Origin of the sequence: Streptomyces candidus, assembly GCF_014207445.1 — a bacterium.
Taxonomy (GTDB): domain Bacteria; phylum Actinomycetota; class Actinomycetes; order Streptomycetales; family Streptomycetaceae; genus Streptomyces; species Streptomyces candidus.
This window is the reverse complement of sequence record NZ_JACHEM010000006.1, coordinates 112,560-133,957: the sequence shown is the minus strand read 5'-3', so window position 1 is coordinate 133,957 and position 21,398 is coordinate 112,560. Positions and strand designations below refer to the sequence as shown.

Sequence of the window (21,398 nt, the reverse complement as noted above, 5' to 3'; positions counted from 1 at the left end):
GGCCGGCATACCCGCCCCCGTATATATGAGGCCGCTGCTGAGCGGTCGTGCGAAGGAAGTTCCGTCCCGTGAGTATCGTGACCCTCCTCCCCTTCATCGTGCTCATCGGGGCCATGTTCCTGATGACCCGGTCCGCCAAGAAGAAGCAGCAGGCCGCTGCGCAGATGCGCAACGAGATGCAGCCCGGCACCGGTGTGCGCACCATCGGCGGCATGTACGCCACGGTCAAGGAGGTGCACGACGACACGGTCCTTCTTGAGGTCGCCCCCGGCGTCCACGCCGTGTACGCGAAGAACGCCATCGGTGCGGTCCTCTCCGACGAGGAGTACAACCGCATCGTCCACGGCGAGGAGATCGCCGGTGACCTGGACTCCGACGCCCCCGTCGTCCCGGACGACGCCTCGTCGCTGACCGGTTCGGACGACCCGGACGTGGCCCGCATCGACCTCGGCAAGAAGCCCGAGACGGACGAGCCGGCCACCGACGCCGACGCAGCGCCGAAGGACAAGAAGGCCGACGGCGAGAGCGACGCGAAGTAGCCACTGCCACGGTCCGCGGTGACGCCCACCGGCGCACCGTGGTCCGTGGACCGTGCCGAGGTCCTCGGGGGCAGGCCCCCACAACACTTCGTGGCCGCATCGGCGCACATCCCGCGCGTGCGGTTGGACAGGGAGAAACGAGAAGGTGGCAGCACCGAAGAAGGGCCGCAAGGCCCCGGGGGCCCCGGGCAGGCCAGGGCGCGCCCTGGCCCTGATGACCATCGTCATCCTCGCCCTCGTGGGCGGGATGTTCGCGTCGGGGCACACCACCCCGCGCCTGGGCATCGACCTCGCCGGCGGTACGAGCATCACGCTCAAGGCGCAGAACGAGCCGGGTCAGCCCAACGCGATCAACAAGACCAACATGGACACCGCGGTCGGCATCATGGAGCGCCGTGTCAACGGCATGGGCGTCTCCGAGTCCGAGGTTCAGACCCAGGGCAACGACAACATCATTGTCAACATCCCCAAGGGCACGAACTCCCAGCAGGCCCGTGACCAGGTCGGTACCACCGCCAAGCTCTACTTCCGGCCCGTCCTGGCGGTGACGCAGGGGGCACCGCTGCCCGACCCGGGCAAGACGCCCGCGCCGAACCCGTCCGCCACGGGCAAAGACCAGCCCGCGGCCAAGGACCCGAAGGACAAGGGAACCGCGTCCCCGACGGCCCCTCCGACGTCGACCGCCACCTCGCAGGGCCGCGCCGTCACCGACGCGCTGAAGGCCCCGACGCCGACCCCGAACCCGACGGGCGGCACGAGCGGCACCCCGGACCCGCAGAAGACGCCGCCGCCCGCACAGGACCCGGCCACCGCCAAGCTGGAGAAGGCGTTCGCCGCCCTCGACTGCAACGACCCCAAGCAGCGTGAGAAGGCCGGCGACGGCTTCAAGCCCAGCGAGACCACGATCGGCTGCGGCCAGTCCCCGGACGGCAAGAGCTGGGACAAGTACATCCTCGGCCCGGCCGAGCTCGAAGGCACCGACGTCAAGAAGGCCAGTGGAACGTTCGACACCCAGCGCGCGCTGTGGAAGGTCGACATGGAGTTCACCAAGGCCGGCTCCGACAAGTTCGCCAAGACGACCGCCAAGCTGATGAAGCAGCAGTCGCCGATGAACCAGTTCGGCATCGTCCTCGACGGCAACGTCGTCTCCGCGCCCTCGGTCAGCTCCGTCCTCAGCGGCAACGCCGAGATCACCGGCAGCTTCAACCAGGAGTCCGCGCAGGAGCTCGGCAACATCCTGTCCTACGGCTCGCTGCCGCTGACGTTCAAGGAGGAGACCGTCACCACGGTCACCCCCGCGCTCGGCAGCGACCAGCTCGAAGCCGGTCTCATCGCGGGCGCGATCGGCCTCGTACTCGTCGTGATCTACCTGGTGGTCTACTACCGCGGACTCTCGTTCGTCGCGCTGCTGAGCCTCCTGGTGTCCGGCATCATGACGTACACGATCATGGCGTTGCTCGGCCCGGCCATCGGCTTCGCGCTGAACCTGCCCGCGGTCTGCGGTGCCATCGTCGCCATCGGCATCACAGCCGACTCGTTCATCGTGTACTTCGAACGGATCCGGGACGAGATCCGCGAGGGACGCACGCTGCGGCCCGCCGTGGAACGTGCCTGGCCGCGTGCCCGGCGCACCATCCTGGTGTCGGACTTCGTGTCGCTGCTCTCCGCCGTCGTGCTGTACATCGTGACCGTCGGCAAGGTGCAGGGCTTCGCGTTCACGCTCGGCCTCACCACGCTGCTCGACGTCGTCGTGGTGTTCCTCTTCACCAAGCCCCTGATGACGCTGCTCGCCTCGAAGACGAAGTTCTTCGGCAACGGCCACAAGTGGTCCGGCCTCGACCCGAAGCGGCTGGGCGTGCAGCCCCCGCTGCGCCGCACCCGCCGCGTGTCCACTCCGACCGAACCCAAGGAGGCGTGAGATGTCGCGACTCGGCAACATCGGCGCCAAGCTCTACCGCGGCGAGGTCGGCTACGACTTCGTCAAGAACCGGATGATCTGGTACGGAATCTCCGTCCTGATCACCGTCCTCGCTCTCGCGGGCCTCGGGTTCAAGGGCCTGAACATGGGCATCGAGTTCCAGGGCGGCGCCCTCTTCACCACGCCTCCCACCTCGGTCTCCGTCCAGCAGGCGAAGGAGGACGCGGAAGAGGCCTCCGGGCACGACGCGATCGTCCAGAAGCTCGGCAACGGCACCCTGCGCATCCAGGTCGGCGGGCTGGACACCTCCACCGCCTCCCCGGTCACCAAGAAGCTCGCCGAGGACCTGAACGTCCCCGCCGACAAGATCAACACCGAGCTGGTGGGCCCCAGCTGGGGTGCGCAGATCGCCAACAAGGCATGGACCGGCCTCGCGGTCTTCATGGTCCTGGTGGTGGTCTACCTGGCCCTCGCCTTCGAGTGGCGGATGGCCGTCGCCGCCCTCATCGCCCTCATCCACGACCTCACGATCACCGTGGGCGTCTACGCCCTGGTGGGCTTCGAGGTCACCCCGGGCACCGTGATCGGTCTGCTGACCATCCTCGGCTACTCCCTCTACGACACCGTCGTCGTCTTCGACGGTCTCAAGGAGGGCGGCAAGGACATCACCAAGCAGTCCCGCTACACCTACAGCGAGATCGCCAACCGAAGCCTCAACGCGACGCTGGTGCGCTCCATCAACACCACCGTCGTCGCCCTGCTGCCGGTCGCCGGTCTGCTGTTCATCGGCGGCGGCGTGCTCGGCGCGGGCATGCTCAACGACATCTCGCTGTCGCTGTTCGTCGGCCTCGCGGCCGGTGCGTACTCCTCGATCTTCATCGCCACTCCGCTGGTCGCCGACCTGAAGGAGCGCGAACCGCAGATGAAGGCCCTGAAGAAGCGCATTCTCGCCAAGCGGGCTGCCGAGGCCAAGAGTGAGTCGGGCGACGGTTCCGACGACCCGCAGGACGCCGTGCCGGCGGCCGCCGGAGTCGTCGGCCAGCGCCCCGGCCGTGGCCGCCCGACCCAGGGGAAGCGCCGATGACCACCGTGGACACCACCCGTGAGCTGCTGCTCAGCCGCATCAGGGACGTGCGGGACTACCCGAAGCCGGGCGTCGTCTTCAAGGACATCACGCCCCTGCTGGCCGACCCCCGGGCCTTCGGCGCCCTCACCGACGCCCTCGCGGACCTGTGCGTGAAGCACGGCGCCACGAAGGTCGTCGGCCTGGAGGCGCGCGGCTTCATCCTGGCCGCCCCGGTCGCGATCCGCGCGGGTCTCGGGTTCATCCCGGTCCGCAAGGCCGGCAAGCTCCCCGGCGCGACGCTCTCGCAGGCGTACGAGCTGGAGTACGGCACCGCCGAGATCGAGGTGCACGCCGAGGACCTGAACGCGGGAGACCGCGTCATGGTCATTGACGACGTCCTCGCCACCGGCGGCACGGCGGAAGCCTCCCTGGAGCTGATCCGGCGGGCCGGCGCCGAGGTCGCGGGCGTCGCGGTCCTCATGGAGCTCGGCTTCCTGGACGGCCGTGCCAAGCTGCAGCCGTCGCTCGCGGGCGCTCCGCTGGAGGCCCTGATCACCGTCTGACCGTGGCCCCGAACCGACAGCCCGGCCCATCCGCCGCGCACCGTCGGACCAGGCACGGAACACCGGCACGAGGCGGGTCCCGGGAACACCCCGGGGCCCGCCTTTCCCACGTATCGACTTCTCTCCCAGGGAGAACGTGGGGCCAAGGCTCGATACCATGGGCTTTCCGGACCCGTACGAGGAGCGCTCTTGCCTGACGAGGCCCAGCCAGTCGCCACCCCGCAGCCGGACGAGGCCGCAGCGGGTGGCGCCACGCCCCCGAAAGCCCCGGTCGCCCCGGCTGACAAGCCCAAGCCGCCGGTGGCTGTGGAGCGCGCCAACGGTCCCGCGCCCGCCTCCGCCGTGCGCCCCGCCGCCCCGGCCGGCGCCACGGCCCGCACCGGAGGCTCCTCCAACCGGGTCCGCGCCCGGCTCGCCCGGCTCGGCGTGCAGCGCCAGTCCCCGTACAACCCGGTCCTCGAACCGCTGCTGCGGATCGTGCGCAGCAACGACCCCAAGATCGAGACGGCGACGCTGCGCACCATCGAGCGCGCCTACCAGGTCGCCGAGCGCTGGCACCGCGGGCAGAAGCGCAAGAGCGGCGACCCGTACATCACGCACCCGCTGGCCGTGACGACGATCCTCGCGGAACTGGGCATGGACCCGGCGACGCTGATGGCGGGCCTGCTGCACGACACCGTCGAGGACACCGAGTACGGCCTGGACACCCTGCGCCGCGACTTCGGGGACCAGGTGGCGCTGCTGGTCGACGGCGTGACCAAGCTCGACAAGGTCAAGTTCGGCGAGGCCGCGCAGGCGGAGACCGTGCGCAAGATGGTCGTCGCCATGGCCAAGGACCCACGGGTGCTGGTCATCAAGCTCGCCGACCGCCTGCACAACATGCGCACCATGCGCTACCTCAAGCGGGAGAAGCAGGAGAAGAAGGCCCGCGAGACCCTGGAGATCTACGCGCCGCTCGCCCACCGCCTGGGCATGAACACCATCAAGTGGGAGCTGGAGGACCTCGCCTTCGCGATCCTCTACCCCAAGATGTACGACGAGATCGTGCGCCTGGTCGCCGAGCGCGCCCCCAAGCGCGACGAGTACCTGGCCATAGTGACCGACGAGGTGCAGAGCGACCTGCGGGCCGCGCGCATCAAGGCGACCGTCACCGGGCGGCCCAAGCACTACTACAGCGTCTACCAGAAGATGATCGTCCGCGGCCGGGACTTCGCGGAGATCTACGACCTGGTGGGCATTCGCGTACTCGTCGACACCGTCCGGGACTGCTACGCCGCCCTCGGCACCGTGCACGCGCGATGGAATCCGGTCCCCGGCCGGTTCAAGGACTACATCGCGATGCCGAAGTTCAACATGTACCAGTCCCTGCACACGACGGTCATCGGACCCAACGGCAAGCCCGTCGAGCTGCAGATCCGCACCTTCGACATGCACCGCCGCGCCGAGTACGGCATCGCCGCGCACTGGAAGTACAAGCAGGAGGCCGTCGCCGGGGCCTCCAAGGTCCGTACCGACGTGCCCCGGCACAAGGACGACGCCGTCAACGACATGGCGTGGCTCCGGCAGTTGCTGGACTGGCAGAAGGAGACCGAGGACCCCAGCGAGTTCCTGGAGTCGCTGCGTTTCGACCTCTCCCGCAACGAGGTCTTCGTCTTCACCCCCAAGGGCGACGTCATAGCGCTCCCGGCAGGGGCGACGCCGGTCGACTTCTCGTACGCCGTGCACACCGAGGTCGGGCACCGGACCATAGGAGCGCGGGTCAACGGGCGGCTCGTCCCGCTCGAATCGACCCTGGACAACGGCGACCTGGTCGAGGTCTTCACCTCCAAGGCGGACGGCGCGGGGCCCTCCCGCGACTGGCTCGGCTTCGTGAAGTCGCCGCGCGCCCGTAACAAGATCCGTGCCTGGTTCTCCAAGGAGCGCCGCGACGAGGCCATCGAGCAGGGCAAGGACGCCATCGCGCGCGCCATGCGCAAGCAGAACCTGCCCATCCAGCGCATCCTCACCGGGGACTCGCTGGTCACCCTCGCGCACGAGATGCGCTACCCGGACATCTCGTCCCTGTACGCGGCGATCGGCGAGAACCACGTCACCGCGCAGTCCGTCGTGCAGAAGCTGGTCCAGGCGCTCGGCGGCGAGGACGCCGCCAACGAGGACATCGCGGAGAGCTCGCCGCCCTCGCAGAGCCGCAGCAAGCGCCGGGCCAACGCCGATCCCGGCGTGGTCGTCAAGGGCGTCGACGACGTGTGGGTCAAGCTGGCGCGGTGCTGCACACCCGTGCCGGGCGACCCGATCATCGGCTTCGTGACGCGCGGCAGCGGCGTCTCCGTCCACCGCGCGGACTGCGTCAACGTCGATTCGCTCTCGCAGCAGCCCGAGCGGATCCTGGAAGTCGAGTGGGCGCCCACCCAGTCGTCGGTCTTCCTGGTCGCCATCCAGGTCGAGGCCCTCGACCGGTCCCGGCTGCTCTCCGACGTCACCCGTGTCCTGTCCGACCAGCACGTCAACATCCTGTCGGCGGCCGTCCAGACCTCCCGCGACCGGGTGGCCACCTCCCGCTTCACCTTCGAGATGGGCGACCCGAAGCACCTGGGGCACGTGCTCAAGGCGGTACGAGGGGTCGAGGGGGTGTACGACGTCTACCGCGTGACGTCGGCACGCAGGCCGTAACGCCGGACCGGAGCCGTCACGCCCACACGCAGGCGTCACGCCCGCACGCGAACGGGGCCCCGGACTTCACGTCCGGGGCCCCGTTGGTACGCACCGGCCGCCGACGGCCGTGGCGGCCTGTCTCAGCCCCCGAACTCCTCCAGGCCCTTCATCGCCTGGTCGAGCAGCGCCTGACGGCCCTCCAGCTCACGCGCCAGCTTGTCGGCCTTGGCGTTGTTGCCCGCCGCGCGTGCCGCGTCGATCTGCTTGCCGAGCTTCTCGACGGCGTCCTGGAGCTGGCCCGTCAGACCCGCGGCTCGGGCCCGCGCCTCCGGGTTGCTGCGCCGCCACTCGGCCTCCTCGGCCTCCTGGATCGCCCGCTCGACGGCCTGCATCCGGCCCTCGACCTTGGGACGCGCGTCCCGGGGCACGTGACCGACGGCCTCCCAGCGCTCGTTGAGCGACCGGAACGCGGCGCGCGCGCTCCTGAGGTCCTTGACCGGCACCAGCTTCTCGGCCTCGGCGGCGAGTTCCTCCTTCAGCTTGAGGTTCTCGCCCTGCTCCGCGTCCCGCTCGGCGAAGGTCTCGCCCCGCGCCGCGAAGAAGACGTCCTGGGCGCCGCGGAAGCGGTTCCACAGGTCGTCCTCGAACTCGCGCTGCGCGCGGCCCGCGGCCTTCCACTCCGTCATCAGCTCGCGGTAGCGCGCCGCCGTGCCGCCCCAGTCGGTCGACTTCGACAGCGACTCGGCCTCCGCGACCAGCTTCTCCTTGGCCTTGCGGGCCTCCTCGCGCTGCGCGTCCAGCGACGCGAAGTGCGCCTTGCGGCGCTTGGAGAACGCCGAGCGGGCGTGCGAGAACCGGTGCCACAGCTCGTCGTCGGCCTTGCGGTCGAGGCGGGGGAGACCCTTCCAGGTGTCCACCAGCGCCCGCAGCCGCTCGCCGGCCGAGCGCCACTGGTCGCTCTGCGCCAGCTCCTCGGCCTCGGCGACCAGCTTCTCCTTGGCCGCCTTCGCCTCGTCGGCCTGCTTGGCCTTCTCCGCCTTGCGCTCCTCGCGGCGCTTGTCGACCGTCGTCACCAGGGCGTCGAGACGCTTGCCCAGTGCGTCGAGGTCACCCACCGCGTGGTGCTCGTCCACCTGGGTCCGCAGGTGCTCGATCGCGGTCTGCGCGTCCTTGGCCGACAGATCGGTGGTCTTCACCCGCTTTTCGAGGAGGCCGATCTCGACCACCAGGCCCTCGTACTTGCGCTCGAAGTAGGCCAGGGCCTCCTCGGGAGAGCCCGCCTGCCAGGAACCGACGACCTTCTCGCCCTCGGCCGTACGCACGTACACGGTGCCCGTCTCATCGACGCGGCCCCACGGGTCGCTGCTCACAGCGCCTCCTCCACATGATGTCCGCAAGAGGTCGTGACCCCCGGGGCATCGTCCACACGTTTTTCAACGTCCACAGTCTGATCGCGGGGCGGAAGACGCCCTGCACACCGCCAACATAGGCGACGTGCGGGGCGGCTGTCCGCATCCCGCACTTCCCGGTTTACTTGGTGACGGTCGCCTTGTCGATGACCACGGTGGCGTTCGGCGCCCCGTCGCCCTGCCCGCTCGACTCACCCGCACCGGCGATCTTCTCCAGTACGTCCTGGCCGCCCGTGATGGTGCCGAACGGCGTGTAGTTGGGCGGCAGCGGGCTGTCCTTGTAGACCAGGAAGAACTGGCTGCCGCCGGTCCCCGGGCCCGCGTTGGCCATCGCCACCGTGCCCGCCGGGTACGTGCCGCCCGCCACCTTCGGGTCCTTGAGGTTCTCGTCGGGGAGCTTGTACCCGGGAGTGCCGCTTCCGGCCGCCGTCGGGTCGCCGCACTGCAGGACGTGGATGCCCTGCGTGGTGAGCCGGTGGCACTTGGTGTGGTCGAAGTACCCCTTGCCCGCCAGGAAGTGGAAGGAGTTGACCGTGCGCGGGGCCTTCTGCGCGTCCAGCTGCAGATCGATGTCGCCACACGTGGTCCGCAGCTTCATCGCGTACTTCGCCGACTTGTCGACAGTGAGCGGCGGCTCCTTGTCGAAGGACAGCTTTGCCGGCTGCCCCGGCGCGGGCGCCTTGCACGGGTCGGCCTTCTTCGACGGAGCGCCGGGGGCCGCGTCGACGACCTTGCCGTCCTCGCCGTTCTTGGACTCGAAGAGCCCCGTCGCGCAGGCGCTCGCGGTACCTGCGACGACAACGGCAAGGGCCGCGCCGATTACCGCGGTGCGCCGCCGGTTCCTGCGCTGCCGCTCGGCACGCCGCTGCTGCTGACGCTCGAACTTTTCCCTGGCGAGCTGGCGCCGCCGCTGATCGTTGTTGACCACCGGGTCTTCTCCTCGTACGTGTCGACTGCTGCCGGACGCCCGTCCGGCCGGGCCCGAGCTAGCCGTACCGTATATGGGTTCGCTGTGGAACGAAGAGCGCCGGTAGGCTCTCTTTCCATTGCAGGCGCAATGCAAAGCGCTGCGACAAGCCGCTGACGGACGACACACACCGAGGACCATCGTGCTTATTGCCGGGTTCCCCGCCGGAGCCTGGGGGACCAACTGCTACCTGGTCGCCCCCGCCGCAGGCGAGGAGTGCGTGATCATCGACCCGGGCCACGAGGCCACCCAGGGTGTCGAGGAAACGCTGAAGAAGCATCGGCTGAAGCCCGTCGCCGTCGTGCTCACCCACGGACACATCGACCACGTGGCCTCCGTCGTACCCGTCTGCGGGGCCAAGGACGTACCCGCGTGGATCCACCCCGAGGACCGCTTCATGCTCAGCGACCCGGAGAAGGCCCTCGGCCGTTCCCTGGGCGCACAGCTCATGGGCGAGCTGACGGTGGGCGAACCGGACGACCTCAAGGAGCTGCACGACGGGGCGGAGCTGCAACTCGCCGGTCTGGACCTCACCGTGTCGCACGCGCCCGGCCATACCAGGGGGTCGGTGACCTTCAGGCTGCCCGAGGCCGCGGACATTCCGCAGATCCTCTTCTCGGGCGACCTGCTGTTCGCCGGCTCCGTCGGACGCACCGACTTCCCCGGTGGCTCCCACGACGAACTCCTCGCCTCGCTGGCCCGTGTGTGCCTGCCGCTGGAGGACTCGACCGTGGTGCTGTCCGGGCACGGCCCCCAGACCACCATCGGCCAGGAGCGCGCGACCAACCCGTACCTGCGGGACCTGGGCGCCGCGCCCGCCCCTCGACGAGGAATGTGAACCACCTCCCGTGAGCACTTTTCAGGCCCCCAAGGGCACGTACGACCTGCTTCCGCCCGTCTCCGCGACGTATCTCGCCGTGCGTGAGGCCATCGCCGCACCGCTGCGGAACTCCGGCTACGGCTACATCGAGACGCCCGGCTTCGAGAACGTCGAGCTGTTCGCGCGCGGCGTCGGCGAGTCCACCGACATCGTCACCAAGGAGATGTACGCCTTCGAGACCAAGGGCGGCGACCAGCTCGCGCTGCGCCCCGAAGGCACCGCCTCCGTTCTGCGCGCCGCCCTCGAAGCCAACCTGCACAAGGCCGGCAACCTGCCCGTCAAGCTCTGGTACTCCGGCTCCTACTACCGCTACGAGCGCCCGCAGAAGGGCCGCTACCGCCACTTCTCGCAGGTCGGTGCGGAGGCCATCGGCGCGGAGGACCCCGCCCTCGACGCCGAGCTGATCATCCTGGCGGACCAGGCGTACCGCTCGCTCGGCCTGCGCAACTTCCGCATTCTGCTCAACTCGCTCGGCGACAAGGAGTGCCGTCCCGTCTACCGGGAGGCCCTCCAGTCGTTCCTGCGCGGCCTCGACCTCGACGCGGAGACCGTCCGCCGCGCCGAGATCAACCCGCTGCGGGTCCTCGACGACAAGCGCGCCGACGTGCAGAAGCAGCTGGCCGGCGCGCCCGCCCTGCGCGACTACCTGTGCGACGCGTGCAAGGCGTACCACGAAGAGGTGCGCGCGCTGATCACGGCGGCCGGCGTCGCCTTCGAGGACAACGAGAAGCTGGTCCGCGGGCTGGACTACTACACCCGCACCACCTTCGAGTTCGTCCACGACGGTCTCGGCTCGCAGTCCGCGGTGGGCGGCGGCGGCCGTTACGACGGCCTGTCCGAGATGATCGGGGGCCCCGCGCTGCCGTCCGTCGGCTGGGCGCTCGGCGTCGACCGCACGGTCCTCGCGCTGGAGGCCGAGGGTGTCGCCCTCGACATCCCGGCCGTCACCGCCGTGTACGCGGTGCCGCTGGGCGAGGAGGCCCGGCGGGTGCTCTTCGCCAAGGTCGTCGAGCTGCGGAAGGCCGGGGTCGCCACGGACTTCTCGTACGGCGGCAAGGGCCTCAAGGGCGCCATGAAGAACGCCAACCGCAGCGGCGCGCGCTACGTCGTCGTCGCGGGCGAACGCGACCTGGCCGACGGTCAGGTCCAGCTCAAGGACATGGAGACCGGCGAGCAGGAGCCGGTCGCCCTGGACGCGATCGTCGCCGAGATCCGGCGCCGGCTGGCCTGACCGGTTCCGCACGTGCGTACGTGCCGTCCCGCTCAGGGAGGGCGTGCGCGCGCGGGGCGGGTGTGAGCAGCGGGCAAGGGCCCGGAACCCCCGGGTTCCGGGCCTTTCCTTATGTCCGGCGAACGCCCTTTGGCCATCCCCCGTACGGCACAATGAGCCTCCCAAGCCAAGGCCACAGCAGCGACGGAACGGCGATATGACGACGACAGCGGTTGACGAGGTGTCGGGGGAGCGGGAAGCCCCGGACGGAGCGGGCGGGTTCGGAGCCGGCCGGGCGTTCGCCTGGATGCTGATCATCACCGGGGCGGCCGGCCTGCTCGCCGCCTGGGTGATCACGCTCGACAAGTTCAAGCTGCTCGAAGACCCGAACTTCACCCCGGGATGCAGCCTCAACCCGGTCGTCGCCTGCGGCAACATCATGAAGAGCGACCAGGCGTCCTTCTTCGGGTTCCCCAACCCGATGCTCGGCCTCGTCACCTACGGCATGGTGATCGCCATCGGCGTCGCCCTCCTCGCCGGCGCCCGCTACAAGCGCTGGTACTGGCTGGGCCTCAACGCCGGCACCCTCTTCGGCGTCGCCTTCTGCACGTACCTCCAGTACCAGTCCCTCTACACGATCCGCTCGCTGTGCCTCTGGTGCTGCCTGGCCTGGGTCGCCACCATCGTGATGTTCTGCTACGTCACGGTCCACAACCTCAAGCACCGCATCCTGCCGTCCCCCCGCTGGCTCCGCAGCGGCCTCGTCGAGTTCCACTGGGTGCCGCCGGTGCTCTGGATCGGCATCATCGGCATCCTCATCCTCACCAACTGGTGGAGCTTCTGGACCAGCTGAGCCCGGCCCCGAAGCGCTCGCCGGACGGCATTGTCGGTGGCCTGACCTAGGCTTCGGGTTGTGGAGCCCGATCTCTTTACCGCAGCCGCAGAAGAACGCCAGGCCACCGACCCGTCCAGCAGCCCCCTGGCCGTCCGGATGCGCCCGCGCACCCTCGACGAGGTCTTCGGACAGAAGCACCTCCTCAAGCAGGGCTCACCGCTGCGCCGCCTGGTGGGAGAGGGTGCCGGCGGGCCCGCCGGGGCATCCTCGGTGATCCTGTGGGGTCCGCCCGGCACCGGCAAGACGACCCTGGCGTACGTCGTCAGCCAGGCCACCCAGAAGCGGTTCGTCGAACTTTCCGCCATCACCGCCGGAGTGAAGGAGGTGCGGGCGGTCATCGAGGGCGCCCGCCGCGCCTCGGGGGGCTACGGCAAGGAGACCGTCCTCTTCCTCGACGAGATCCACCGCTTCAGCAAGGCCCAGCAGGACTCCCTGCTGCCCGCCGTGGAGAACCGCTGGGTCACCCTGATCGCGGCGACCACCGAGAACCCGTACTTCTCGATCATCTCCCCGCTCCTCTCGCGCTCCCTGCTCCTCACCCTCGAATCCCTCACCGACGACGACCTGCGCGGACTGCTGCACCGCGCGCTCACCGAGGAACGCGGGCTCGGCGGCGCGGTCACCCTGCCGCAGGACGCCGAGGACCACCTGCTGCGCATCGCGGGCGGCGACGCCCGGCGCGCGCTGACCGCCCTGGAGGCGGCGGCCGGAGCGGCGATCGCCAAGGGGGAGGAGGAGATCACCCTGGAGACGGTCGAGGAGACCGTCGACCGGGCGGCCGTGAAGTACGACCGGGACGGCGACCAGCACTACGACGTCGCCAGCGCCCTCATCAAGTCCATCCGCGGCTCGGACGTGGACGCCGCCCTGCATTACCTGGCCCGGATGATCGAGGCCGGTGAGGACCCCCGGTTCATCGCCCGGCGGCTGATGATCTCCGCCAGCGAGGACATCGGCCTCGCGGACCCGACCGCCCTGCCCACCGCCGTCGCCGCCGCGCAGGCCGTCGCCATGATCGGCTTCCCGGAGGCGGCGCTCACCCTGAGCCACGCCACCATCGCACTGGCCCTCGCCCCGAAGTCCAACGCCGCCACCCTCGCGATCACCGCCGCGCGGGCGGACGTCCAGAAGGGCCTGGCGGGAGCCGTCCCCGCGCACCTGCGCGACGGTCACTACAAGGGCGCCGCCAAGCTCGGGCACGCCCAGGGGTACGTCTACCCGCACGACGTCCCCGGCGGGATCGCCGCCCAGCAGTACGCCCCGGACGAGGTGCACGGCAGGCAGTACTACACACCCACCCGGTACGGCGCGGAAGCGCGGTACGCGGACGTGGTGGAGAAGGTGCGCGAGCGGCTGAACGGTCAGGGCTGAGCGCCGGAGCCGCGTCCCGGAGGCCCGGTCCGCACCATCGTGCCGGGCCTAGTACAATCGACCGAAGCGCTGCGTCCCGTGTCCGGTCCCGTACCGGCACCACCAGATCGGGACATCCAGCCGGGACCCCCTCCGGGGGCGTTCCAGGAGCGTCGCGCACCGTTGAAGGTGTCGCGGGCAGCCCATCATCCTGCACGGATTGATGGGCCACTCGCGTGCTGCACATAGTGCCCAGACCAGGGAGCGGCTGCCCGTCCAGCGATGGAGGGGTTTCCCAGGCTGCGGATGCGACCTCCCTTAACCCTGGTGAAGCCGTATCCATTCAGATAGAGAGGTTGGTTCGTGCCGAACCAGTCCCGCCCCAAGGTCAAGAAGAGCCGCGCGCTCGGCATTGCGCTGACGCCGAAGGCCGTCAAGTACTTCGAGTCGCGCCCCTACCCGCCGGGCGAGCACGGCCGTGGCCGCAAGCAGAACTCGGACTACAAGGTCCGTCTGCTCGAGAAGCAGCGTCTGCGCGCCCAGTACGACATCAGCGAGCGCCAGATGGCGCGCGCCTACGACCGCGCCAAGAAGGCCGAAGGCAAGACGGGTGAGGCGCTGGTCGTCGAGCTCGAGCGTCGCCTCGACGCCCTGGTCCTGCGTTCGGGCATCGCCCGCACCATCTACCAGGCCCGCCAGATGGTCGTGCACGGTCACATCGAGGTCAACGGCGGCAAGGTCGACAAGCCGTCGTTCCGCGTCCGTCCCGACGACGTCGTGATGGTCCGCGAGCGCAGCCGCGAGAAGGTCCCGTTCCAGGTCGCCCGCGAGGGTGGCTACGACACGGACGGCGAGACCCCGCGCTACCTCCAGGTGAACCTGAAGGCCCTGGCCTTCCGCCTGGACCGCGACCCGAACCGCAAGGAAATCCCGGTCATCTGCGACGAGCAGCTGGTCGTCGAGTACTACGCCCGCTGATCAGGCCGTAGTCCTCACGCACGCGCGTGCACTGCCCGCCGTCCTCCCGCTCTCTCATGGAGCGGGAGGACGGCGGGTTTGCGCGTTGCGGGACGGGGGACCCGGCGCGGGATATGCGGTACGGAGTCCCGGCCCCGGCGCGATAGGCTCGCGGGACGACTTTGACGTAACGAAGATTTTCTCACGCAGGGAGCGCAACGTGTCCGGTGGAGAGGTGGCCGGCATCCTGGTGGCGGTCTTCTGGGCGATCCTCGTCTCCTTCCTCGCCGTGGTGCTGGTGAGGCTGGCGCAGACGCTCAGGGCGACGACCCGGATGGTGGCCGAAGTGACGGAGCAGGCCGTTCCGCTGCTGTCCGACGCCTCCGCGACCGTGCGCTCGGCGCAGACCCAGCTCGACCGGGTCGACGCGATCGCCTCCGACGTGCAGGAAGTCACCTCCAACGCTTCGGCGCTCTCCTCCACCGTCGCCTCCACCTTCGGCGGCCCGCTGGTCAAGGTGGCCGCCTTCGGGTACGGCGTACGGCAGGCGATCGGCCGCAAGAAGACCCCGGAGCCGCCGGTTCCGGACCGCCGAACCGTGATCGTCGGCCGGACGCTGCCCTCCGCGCGGCGGACGAAGCGGAACGGCCGGAGTTCCCGCGGAAATAAGGACTGACGCTGCGATGTTCCGCCGTACGTTCTGGTTCACCGCAGGCGCCGCAGCCGGCGTGTGGGCCACTCAGAAGGTCAACCGCAAGATCAAGGCGCTGACGCCCGAGAGCCTCGCCGCGCAGGCCGCCGACAAGGCGGTCGAAGCGGGCCACCGGCTCAAGGAGTTCGCGCTCGACGTGCGGGCCGGCATGGTCCAGCGCGAGGCCGAACTCGGCGACGCGCTCGGTCTCGACGCGGCCCCCGACGACGCGCGGGCGCTTCCCCCGCAGCGCCACGTCGCCGCGCTCGACAACCAAACCAAGCCCCCGCACGGCAATTCGTACAACCGGAATGAGGACCACTGATGGAGTCGGCAGAAATTCGTCGCCGCTGGCTGAGCTTCTTCGAGGAGCGCGGTCACACCGTTGTCCCTTCGGCGTCGCTCATCGCGGACGACCCGACTCTGCTCCTGGTCCCGGCCGGCATGGTGCCCTTCAAGCCCTACTTCCTGGGTGAAGTGAAGCCGCCGTGGCAGCGCGCCACCAGCGTCCAAAAGTGCGTCCGCACCCCGGACATCGAAGAGGTCGGCAAGACCACCAGGCACGGCACGTTCTTCCAGATGTGCGGCAACTTCTCCTTCGGGGACTACTTCAAGGAAGGGGCCATCCGCTTCGCCTGGGAGATCCTGACCAAGTCCCTGGACGAGGGCGGCTACGGTCTCGACCCGGAGAAGCTCTGGATCACCGTCTACCTCGACGACGACGAGGCCGAGGAGATCTGGCGGGAGAAGATCGGCGTCCCCGCCGAACGCATCCAGCGCCTGGGCATGGGCCCCAACTTCTGGTCGATGGGCGTCCCCGGCCCCTGCGGCCCGTGCTCGGAGATCAACTACGACCGCGGCCCCGAGTTCGGTGTCGAGGGCGGTCCGGCCGTCAACGACGAGCGCTACGTGGAGATCTGGAACCTGGTCTTCATGCAGTACGAGCGCGGCGCCGGCACCGGCAAGGAGGACTTCGAGATCCTCGGCGACCTCCCGTCGAAGAACATCGACACGGGTCTGGGTCTTGAGCGTCTCGCCATGATCCTCCAGGGCGTACAGAACATGTACGAGACCGACACCCTGCGCGTCGTCATGGACAAGGCCACCGAGCTGACCGGTGTCCGCTACGGCGCGGCCCAGGGCAGCGACGTCTCGATGCGCGTGGTCGCCGACCACATGCGCACCTCCGTCATGCTCATCGGCGACGGTGTCACCCCCGGCAACGAGGGCCGCGGCTACGTCCTGCGCCGCATCATGCGCCGCGCCATCCGCAACATGCGTCTCATGGGCGCCAACGGCCCCGTCGTCCAGGAACTGGTCGACACTGTCGTCGACACGATGGGCCAGCAGTACCCCGAGCTCATCACCGACCGCCAGCGCATCCTGGGCGTGGCCCTCGCCGAGGAGGCCGCCTTCCTCAAGGCCCTCAAGGGTGGCACCAACATCCTGGACACCGCCGTCAGCGAGACCAAGGCCGCCGGCGGCCAGATGCTCTCCGGCGACAAGGCGTTCCTGCTGCACGACACCTGGGGCTTCCCGATCGACCTCACCCTCGAAATGGCCGCCGAACAGGGCCTTTCGGTGGACGAGGACGGCTTCCGCCGCCTGATGAAGGAGCAGCGGGACCGCGCCAAGGCCGACGCCCAGGCCAAGAAGCACGGCCACGCCGACATGTCCGGCTACCGCGAGATCGCGGACGCCGCCGGCGAGACCGACTTCATCGGCTACACCTCCACCACCGGCGAGTCCCGCGTCGTCGGCATCCTCGTGGACGGCGTGCCCTCGCCCGTCGCCACCGAGGGCGACGACGTCGAGATCGTCCTGGACCGCACCCCGTTCTACGCCGAAGGCGGCGGCCAGATCGGCGACACCGGCCGCATCAGGCTCGACAGCGGCGCCATCATCGAAATCCGCGACTGCCAGAAGCCCGTACCCGGTGTGTACGTCCACAAGGGCGTCGTCCAGGTCGGCGAGGTCACCGTCGGTGCCCAGGCCCAGGCGATCATCGACGTGCACCGTCGCAACGCCATCGCCCGCGCCCACTCCGCCACGCACCTCACCCACCAGGCGCTGCGCGACGCCCTCGGCCCGACGGCCGCCCAGGCAGGATCCGAGAACCAGCCCGGCCGCTTCCGCTTCGACTTCGGCTCCCCGGCCGCCGTGCCCGGCGCCGTCCTGACCGACGTCGAGCAGCGGATCAACGAGGTCCTCTCGCACGAGATGGACGTCCGCGCCGAGGTCATGTCGATCGACGAGGCCAAGAAGCAGGGTGCCATCGCCGAGTTCGGCGAGAAGTACGGCGAGCGCGTCCGCGTCGTCACCATCGGCGACTTCTCCAAGGAGCTGTGCGGCGGCACGCACGTCCACAACACCGCCCAGCTCGGCCTGGTCAAGCTGCTCGGCGAGTCGTCCATCGGCTCGGGCGTGCGGCGCATCGAGGCCCTGGTCGGCGTCGACGCGTACAAGTTCCTGGCCCGTGAGCACACGGTCGTCGCCCAGCTCCAGGAGCTGGTCAAGGGCCGCCCCGAAGAGCTCCCGGAGAAGATCTCCGCCATGCTCGGCAAGCTGAAGGACGCCGAGAAGGAGATCGAGAAGTTCCGCGGCGAGAAGGTCCTCCAGGCCGCCGCCGGACTCGTCCAGGAAGCCAAGGACGTCAAGGGCGTCGCTCTGGTCACCGGTCAGGTGCCGGACGGCACGTCCGCCGACGACCTGCGCAAGCTGGTCCTCGACGTGCGCGGCCGCATCCAGGGCGACCGGGCCGCCGTGGTGGCCCTGTTCACCACCGCCAACGGCCGCCCGCTGACCGTCATCGCCACCAACGAGGCCGCACGTCAGCGCGGACTCAAGGCCGGTGACCTGGTCCGTACCGCCGCCAAGACCCTCGGTGGCGGTGGCGGCGGCAAGCCGGACGTCGCCCAGGGCGGCGGCACCAGCGTCGAGGCCATCGGCGACGCCATCGACGCCGTTGAGCGCCTCGTCGGGGAAACCGCCTGATGCGACGCGGACGCCGGCTCGCGATCGACGTCGGGGACGCCCGGATCGGGGTCGCCTCGTGCGACCCCGACGGGGTCCTCGCCACGCCGGTGGAAACCGTCCCGGGACGCGACGTCCCGGCCGCCCACCGGCGGTTGCGCCAGCTGGTCGAGGAGTACGAACCCCTCGAAGTAGTCGTCGGTCTCCCTCGCTCCCTCAACGGGGGCGAGGGGCCGGCCGCGGCCAAAGTGCGAGTCTTCGCACAGGAGTTGGCGCGTGGCATCGCCCCGGTCGGTGTCCGGCTCGTCGACGAGCGGATGACGACGGTGACGGCCACTCAGGGGCTGCGCGCCTCCGGAGTGAAGTCCAAGAAGGGGCGTTCCGTCATCGATCAAGCCGCTGCGATCGTCATTCTTCAGAACGCGCTTGAGGCCGAACGGGTGTCGGCAGAGCCCCCCGGCGAGAACGTCGAAGTGGTTGTCTGATCGCGATACGGTAACGTTCCGCGCGACGTGGCGGCTATTCGAACAGTCGCCGCACAGGAATTGAGGCGGGACGGATGCCGTGCCCCACGCGCGTCACACCCGTCGCCTCGCGGCTCTAGGGGACCGATGACTGAGTATGGCCGGGGTCAGGGCTCCGAACCGTGGCACCCCCAGTACCCCGATCAGCAGCAGTACGGGGACCAGGGCGACCAGGGTTGGGGCGGGCAGCAGGCCGGACAGGGGCAGGTCCCGTACGACCAGACCTACGCCGGCCAGCAGCAGTACGGACACCAGGGGCAGCCCCAGCAGCCGTACTACGACAGCGGTCAGCATCCGCAGGCTCAGCAGAACGGGCAGTACCCCCAGGGCCACGACGGCGGCCGGCACCCGCAGGCGCACGACAGTGGTCAGTACCCGCAGACGCACGACGACAGCGGTCAGTACGCGCGGGTGCACGACGGCGGCCAGTACCAGCAGGCTCAGCAGCATCAGCAGTACCCGCAGCAGAATGGTTACGGCCAGCAGCACGACGACTGGGACACCGGCCAGGGCCAGGCGATTCCGTACGGCATGAACCCGGCCGACCCCTACAGCGGTCAGCAGCCCGGTTACGGCACCGGCGGCCAGGACCACTACGGCACCCCCGAGGCCTACCCGCCGCCGCAGCCCCCCGGCCAGCGGAAGGCGCCGCCGGAACCCGCCCCCGACTGGGACCCGGACGCGCCCGTCGAGGAGGAACACCCCTTCTTCACGGGCACCGACGACGGCCGTACCCCTCCCCGTGGCGACGGTGGCGACGAGGACTACGACGACGACCCGCGTGCCTCGCGGCGCGGCAAGGGCGGCAAGCCCGGCAAGGGCAAGAAGAAGAACCGCAACGGCTGCGCGTGCCTGGTGGTGGCGCTGGTCCTGGCCGGGGGACTCGGCGGGGTCGCCTACGTCGGCTACGACTTCTGGAAGGAGCGTTTCGGCCCCGCGGAGGACTACTCGGGCGCGGGCACCGGCTCGGTGGAGATCGAGGTCAAAAAGGGTGCCGGCGGCAACGAGATCGCCAACACGCTGAAGAAGGCGGGCGTGGTCAAGAGCGTCTCGGCGTTCACGGCCGCCTTGAAGAAGGACAAGCGGGGCGACAAGCTTCAGGTGGGCTTCTACACCTTGAAGAAGGAGATGTCCGCGAAGGCCGCTCTGGAGATGATGCTCGACCCCGCGAGCCGCAACGCTCTGATCATTCCCGAGGGCACGCGCAACGCGGCGGTCTACGCCAAGATCGACGACCGTCTGGGTCTCGACAAGGGCAGCACGGCGAAGGCGGCAAAGGAGCGGCTCGCCGCTCTCGGACTGCCGAAGTGGGCCACCGGGCACCCGAACCTCAAGGACCCCCTCGAAGGTTTCCTGTACCCGGCGAGCTACCCGGTGGCCAAGGGCTCCAAGCCGGAAGAAGTCCTCAAGCGGATGGTGGCCAGGGCCAACGAGGAGTACGAGAAGAAGGACCTCGCGGGAGAGGCGGCCAAGCTCAACCTCAAGTCGCCCTTCGAACTGCTCACCGTCGCCAGCCTCGTACAGGCCGAGGGCAAGACGCATACGGACTTCCGCCAGATGTCCGAGGTGGTCTACAACCGCCTCAAGAAGGACAACAAGGAGTCGTACGGAAAGCTGCAGTTCGACTCGACGTACAACTACGCCAAGGGTCAGAGCAAGATCCGCATCAGTCTCGCCGAGATCTACAAGGACCCGCACCCGTACAACACGTACTACCACACGGATCTGCCGCCGGGGCCGATCGGCAACCCGGGGGACGAGGCGCTGAGCGCAGCGGCGAGCCCGACGACGGACGGGTGGTACTACTTCGTGGCGACCGACGGCATGCACAAGACGGAGTTCGCCAAGACGCACGCCGAGTTCGAAAAGCTGAGGGACAAGTTCAATGCCAGTCAGCAAGGCCGCTGAATCGCGCCGGGCCGCCGTCCTCGGCAAGCCCATCGCCCATTCCCTCTCCCCGGTCCTGCACCGCGCCGCCTACGCGGAACTGGGTTTGGACGACTGGACATACGACAGGTTCGAGGTCGACGAGGCCCAGCTCCCCGCCTTCATCGGGGAGCTGGGGGAGGACTGGGCGGGCCTCTCGCTGACCATGCCGCTCAAGCGGGCGGTCATCCCGCTGCTCGACGAGGTCACCGACACGGCGGCCTCGGTGGAGGCGGTGAACACCGTCGTCCTCACCGACGACGGGCGCAGGCTCGGCGACAACACCGACATCCCGGGCATGGTCTCCGCCCTGCGCGAGCGCGGGGTCGAGAAGGTCGAGTCCGCCGCGATCCTCGGAGCCGGCGCCACGGCGTCCTCCGCGCTCGCCGCCCTGGCGCGGATCTGCGCCGGCCCGGTCACCGCCTACGTACGCAGCGAAGCACGCGCCGACGAGATGCGGACCTGGGGCGAGCGTCTCGGCGTCGACGTGCGGACCGTCGACTGGGCCGACGCCCGGGAGGCCTTCGCAGCGCCGCTGGTGATCGCGACCACGCCCGCCGGAACCACCGACGCGCTGGCCGAGGACGTGCCCGACACCACGGGAACGCTCTTCGACGTGCTGTACGACCCCTGGCCGACCGCTCTCGCCGCCGCCTGGTCCGCGCACGGGGGCTCGGTGGTCGGAGGGCTCGATCTCCTCGTCCACCAGGCGGTGTTGCAGGTCCAGCAGATGACGGGAGCGGCCGTCGCGCCGCTCGCGGTCATGCGCGCCGCGGGCGAACGTGCGTTGTCCGGCGGGTAGCCCGGCCTGTCCGGCGGGCGGGCGGGCGGTCCGAGTGCTGGACCGGGGGCAAGGTGGTGCGTCCGGACGTGGGAGG

Annotated in this window: 18 protein-coding genes; 16 read left to right on the top strand and 2 right to left on the bottom strand. The window is 69.6% G+C overall.

What is annotated here, in order from left to right:
• The first annotated feature begins 68 nt into the window (after nucleotides 1-68).
• From yajC to HNQ79_RS13650, 5 genes are all read left to right on the top strand, one after another.
• Nucleotides 69-539, top strand: coding sequence for a preprotein translocase subunit YajC (gene yajC, locus HNQ79_RS13670; protein WP_185030635.1), 471 nt, complete (start codon nucleotides 69-71; stop codon nucleotides 537-539).
• Between the two features lie 145 nt (nucleotides 540-684).
• A complete protein-coding gene (gene secD, locus HNQ79_RS13665; protein WP_185030633.1) occupies nucleotides 685-2,457 on the top strand; it encodes a protein translocase subunit SecD in 1,773 nt (590 codons plus the stop codon).
• Between the two features lies 1 nt (nucleotide 2,458).
• Nucleotides 2,459-3,541, top strand: a complete 1,083-nt coding sequence (gene secF / locus HNQ79_RS13660) for a protein translocase subunit SecF (RefSeq protein WP_185030632.1) — start codon at nucleotides 2,459-2,461, stop codon at nucleotides 3,539-3,541.
• Nucleotides 3,538-4,086 (top strand): adenine phosphoribosyltransferase, encoded by a 549-nt coding sequence (locus HNQ79_RS13655; RefSeq protein WP_185030631.1) that lies wholly within the window; start codon nucleotides 3,538-3,540, stop codon nucleotides 4,084-4,086. Before secF ends, HNQ79_RS13655 begins: the two co-directional genes overlap by 4 nt.
• 189 nt (nucleotides 4,087-4,275) lie before the next feature.
• Nucleotides 4,276-6,756: a RelA/SpoT family protein gene (locus HNQ79_RS13650; RefSeq protein WP_185030630.1), complete on the top strand. Its 2,481-nt coding sequence runs from the start codon at nucleotides 4,276-4,278 to the stop codon at nucleotides 6,754-6,756.
• Between the two features lie 122 nt (nucleotides 6,757-6,878).
• Here the strand turns inward: HNQ79_RS13650 and HNQ79_RS13645 are convergent, their stop codons facing one another.
• Both HNQ79_RS13645 and HNQ79_RS13640 read right to left on the bottom strand, forming a co-directional pair.
• Nucleotides 6,879-8,108 carry a DUF349 domain-containing protein gene (locus HNQ79_RS13645; RefSeq protein WP_185030629.1) on the bottom strand — a complete coding sequence of 410 codons (1,230 nt, stop codon included), beginning with the start codon at nucleotides 8,106-8,108 and terminating at the stop codon, nucleotides 6,879-6,881.
• Between the two features lie 160 nt (nucleotides 8,109-8,268).
• Nucleotides 8,269-9,075: a peptidylprolyl isomerase gene (locus HNQ79_RS13640; RefSeq protein WP_185030628.1), complete on the bottom strand. Its 807-nt coding sequence runs from the start codon at nucleotides 9,073-9,075 to the stop codon at nucleotides 8,269-8,271.
• A 181-nt stretch (nucleotides 9,076-9,256) separates the two neighbouring features.
• Here HNQ79_RS13640 and HNQ79_RS13635 point away from each other — a divergent pair, with 181 nt between their 5' ends.
• The 11 genes from HNQ79_RS13635 (at nucleotide 9,257) to HNQ79_RS13585 (ending at nucleotide 21,322) form a co-directional block, all read left to right on the top strand.
• Nucleotides 9,257-9,952, top strand: coding sequence for an MBL fold metallo-hydrolase (locus HNQ79_RS13635; RefSeq protein ID WP_185030627.1), 696 nt, complete (start codon nucleotides 9,257-9,259; stop codon nucleotides 9,950-9,952).
• Nucleotides 9,953-9,962: 10 nt separating this feature from the next.
• The gene (gene hisS / locus HNQ79_RS13630; RefSeq protein ID WP_185030626.1) at nucleotides 9,963-11,225 is read left to right on the top strand and encodes a histidine--tRNA ligase; all 1,263 of its coding nucleotides are present in this window, start codon (nucleotides 9,963-9,965) and stop codon (nucleotides 11,223-11,225) included.
• A gap of 196 nt (nucleotides 11,226-11,421) precedes the next feature.
• Complete coding sequence (locus HNQ79_RS13625; RefSeq protein ID WP_185030625.1) at nucleotides 11,422-12,057, top strand: vitamin K epoxide reductase family protein; 636 nt, start codon at nucleotides 11,422-11,424, stop codon at nucleotides 12,055-12,057.
• A 60-nt stretch (nucleotides 12,058-12,117) separates the two neighbouring features.
• Entirely contained in the window at nucleotides 12,118-13,470 is a 1,353-nt protein-coding gene (locus HNQ79_RS13620) for a replication-associated recombination protein A (protein ID WP_185030623.1), read from the top strand.
• Nucleotides 13,471-13,812: 342 nt separating this feature from the next.
• Complete coding sequence (gene rpsD, locus HNQ79_RS13615) at nucleotides 13,813-14,427, top strand: 30S ribosomal protein S4 (RefSeq protein ID WP_185030621.1); 615 nt, start codon at nucleotides 13,813-13,815, stop codon at nucleotides 14,425-14,427.
• Between the two features lie 214 nt (nucleotides 14,428-14,641).
• On the top strand, nucleotides 14,642-15,082 hold the full coding sequence (locus HNQ79_RS13610) for a DUF948 domain-containing protein (RefSeq protein WP_185031107.1): 441 nt from the start codon (nucleotides 14,642-14,644) through the stop codon (nucleotides 15,080-15,082).
• Nucleotides 15,083-15,089: 7 nt separating this feature from the next.
• Nucleotides 15,090-15,422, top strand: coding sequence for a DUF6167 family protein (locus HNQ79_RS13605; protein WP_185030619.1), 333 nt, complete (start codon nucleotides 15,090-15,092; stop codon nucleotides 15,420-15,422).
• Nucleotides 15,422-18,091, top strand: coding sequence for an alanine--tRNA ligase (alaS, locus tag HNQ79_RS13600; protein WP_185030618.1), 2,670 nt, complete (start codon nucleotides 15,422-15,424; stop codon nucleotides 18,089-18,091). Before HNQ79_RS13605 ends, alaS begins: the two co-directional genes overlap by 1 nt.
• The gene (gene ruvX, locus HNQ79_RS13595) at nucleotides 18,091-18,555 is read left to right on the top strand and encodes a Holliday junction resolvase RuvX (RefSeq protein ID WP_185030616.1); all 465 of its coding nucleotides are present in this window, start codon (nucleotides 18,091-18,093) and stop codon (nucleotides 18,553-18,555) included. Before alaS ends, ruvX begins: the two co-directional genes overlap by 1 nt.
• Nucleotides 18,556-18,681: 126 nt before the next feature.
• Nucleotides 18,682-20,502 carry an endolytic transglycosylase MltG gene (mltG, locus tag HNQ79_RS13590; protein ID WP_185030613.1) on the top strand — a complete coding sequence of 607 codons (1,821 nt, stop codon included), beginning with the start codon at nucleotides 18,682-18,684 and terminating at the stop codon, nucleotides 20,500-20,502.
• Nucleotides 20,480-21,322: a shikimate dehydrogenase gene (locus HNQ79_RS13585; RefSeq protein ID WP_185030612.1), complete on the top strand. Its 843-nt coding sequence runs from the start codon at nucleotides 20,480-20,482 to the stop codon at nucleotides 21,320-21,322. Before mltG ends, HNQ79_RS13585 begins: the two co-directional genes overlap by 23 nt.
• Nucleotides 21,323-21,398: the final 76 nt, after the last annotated feature.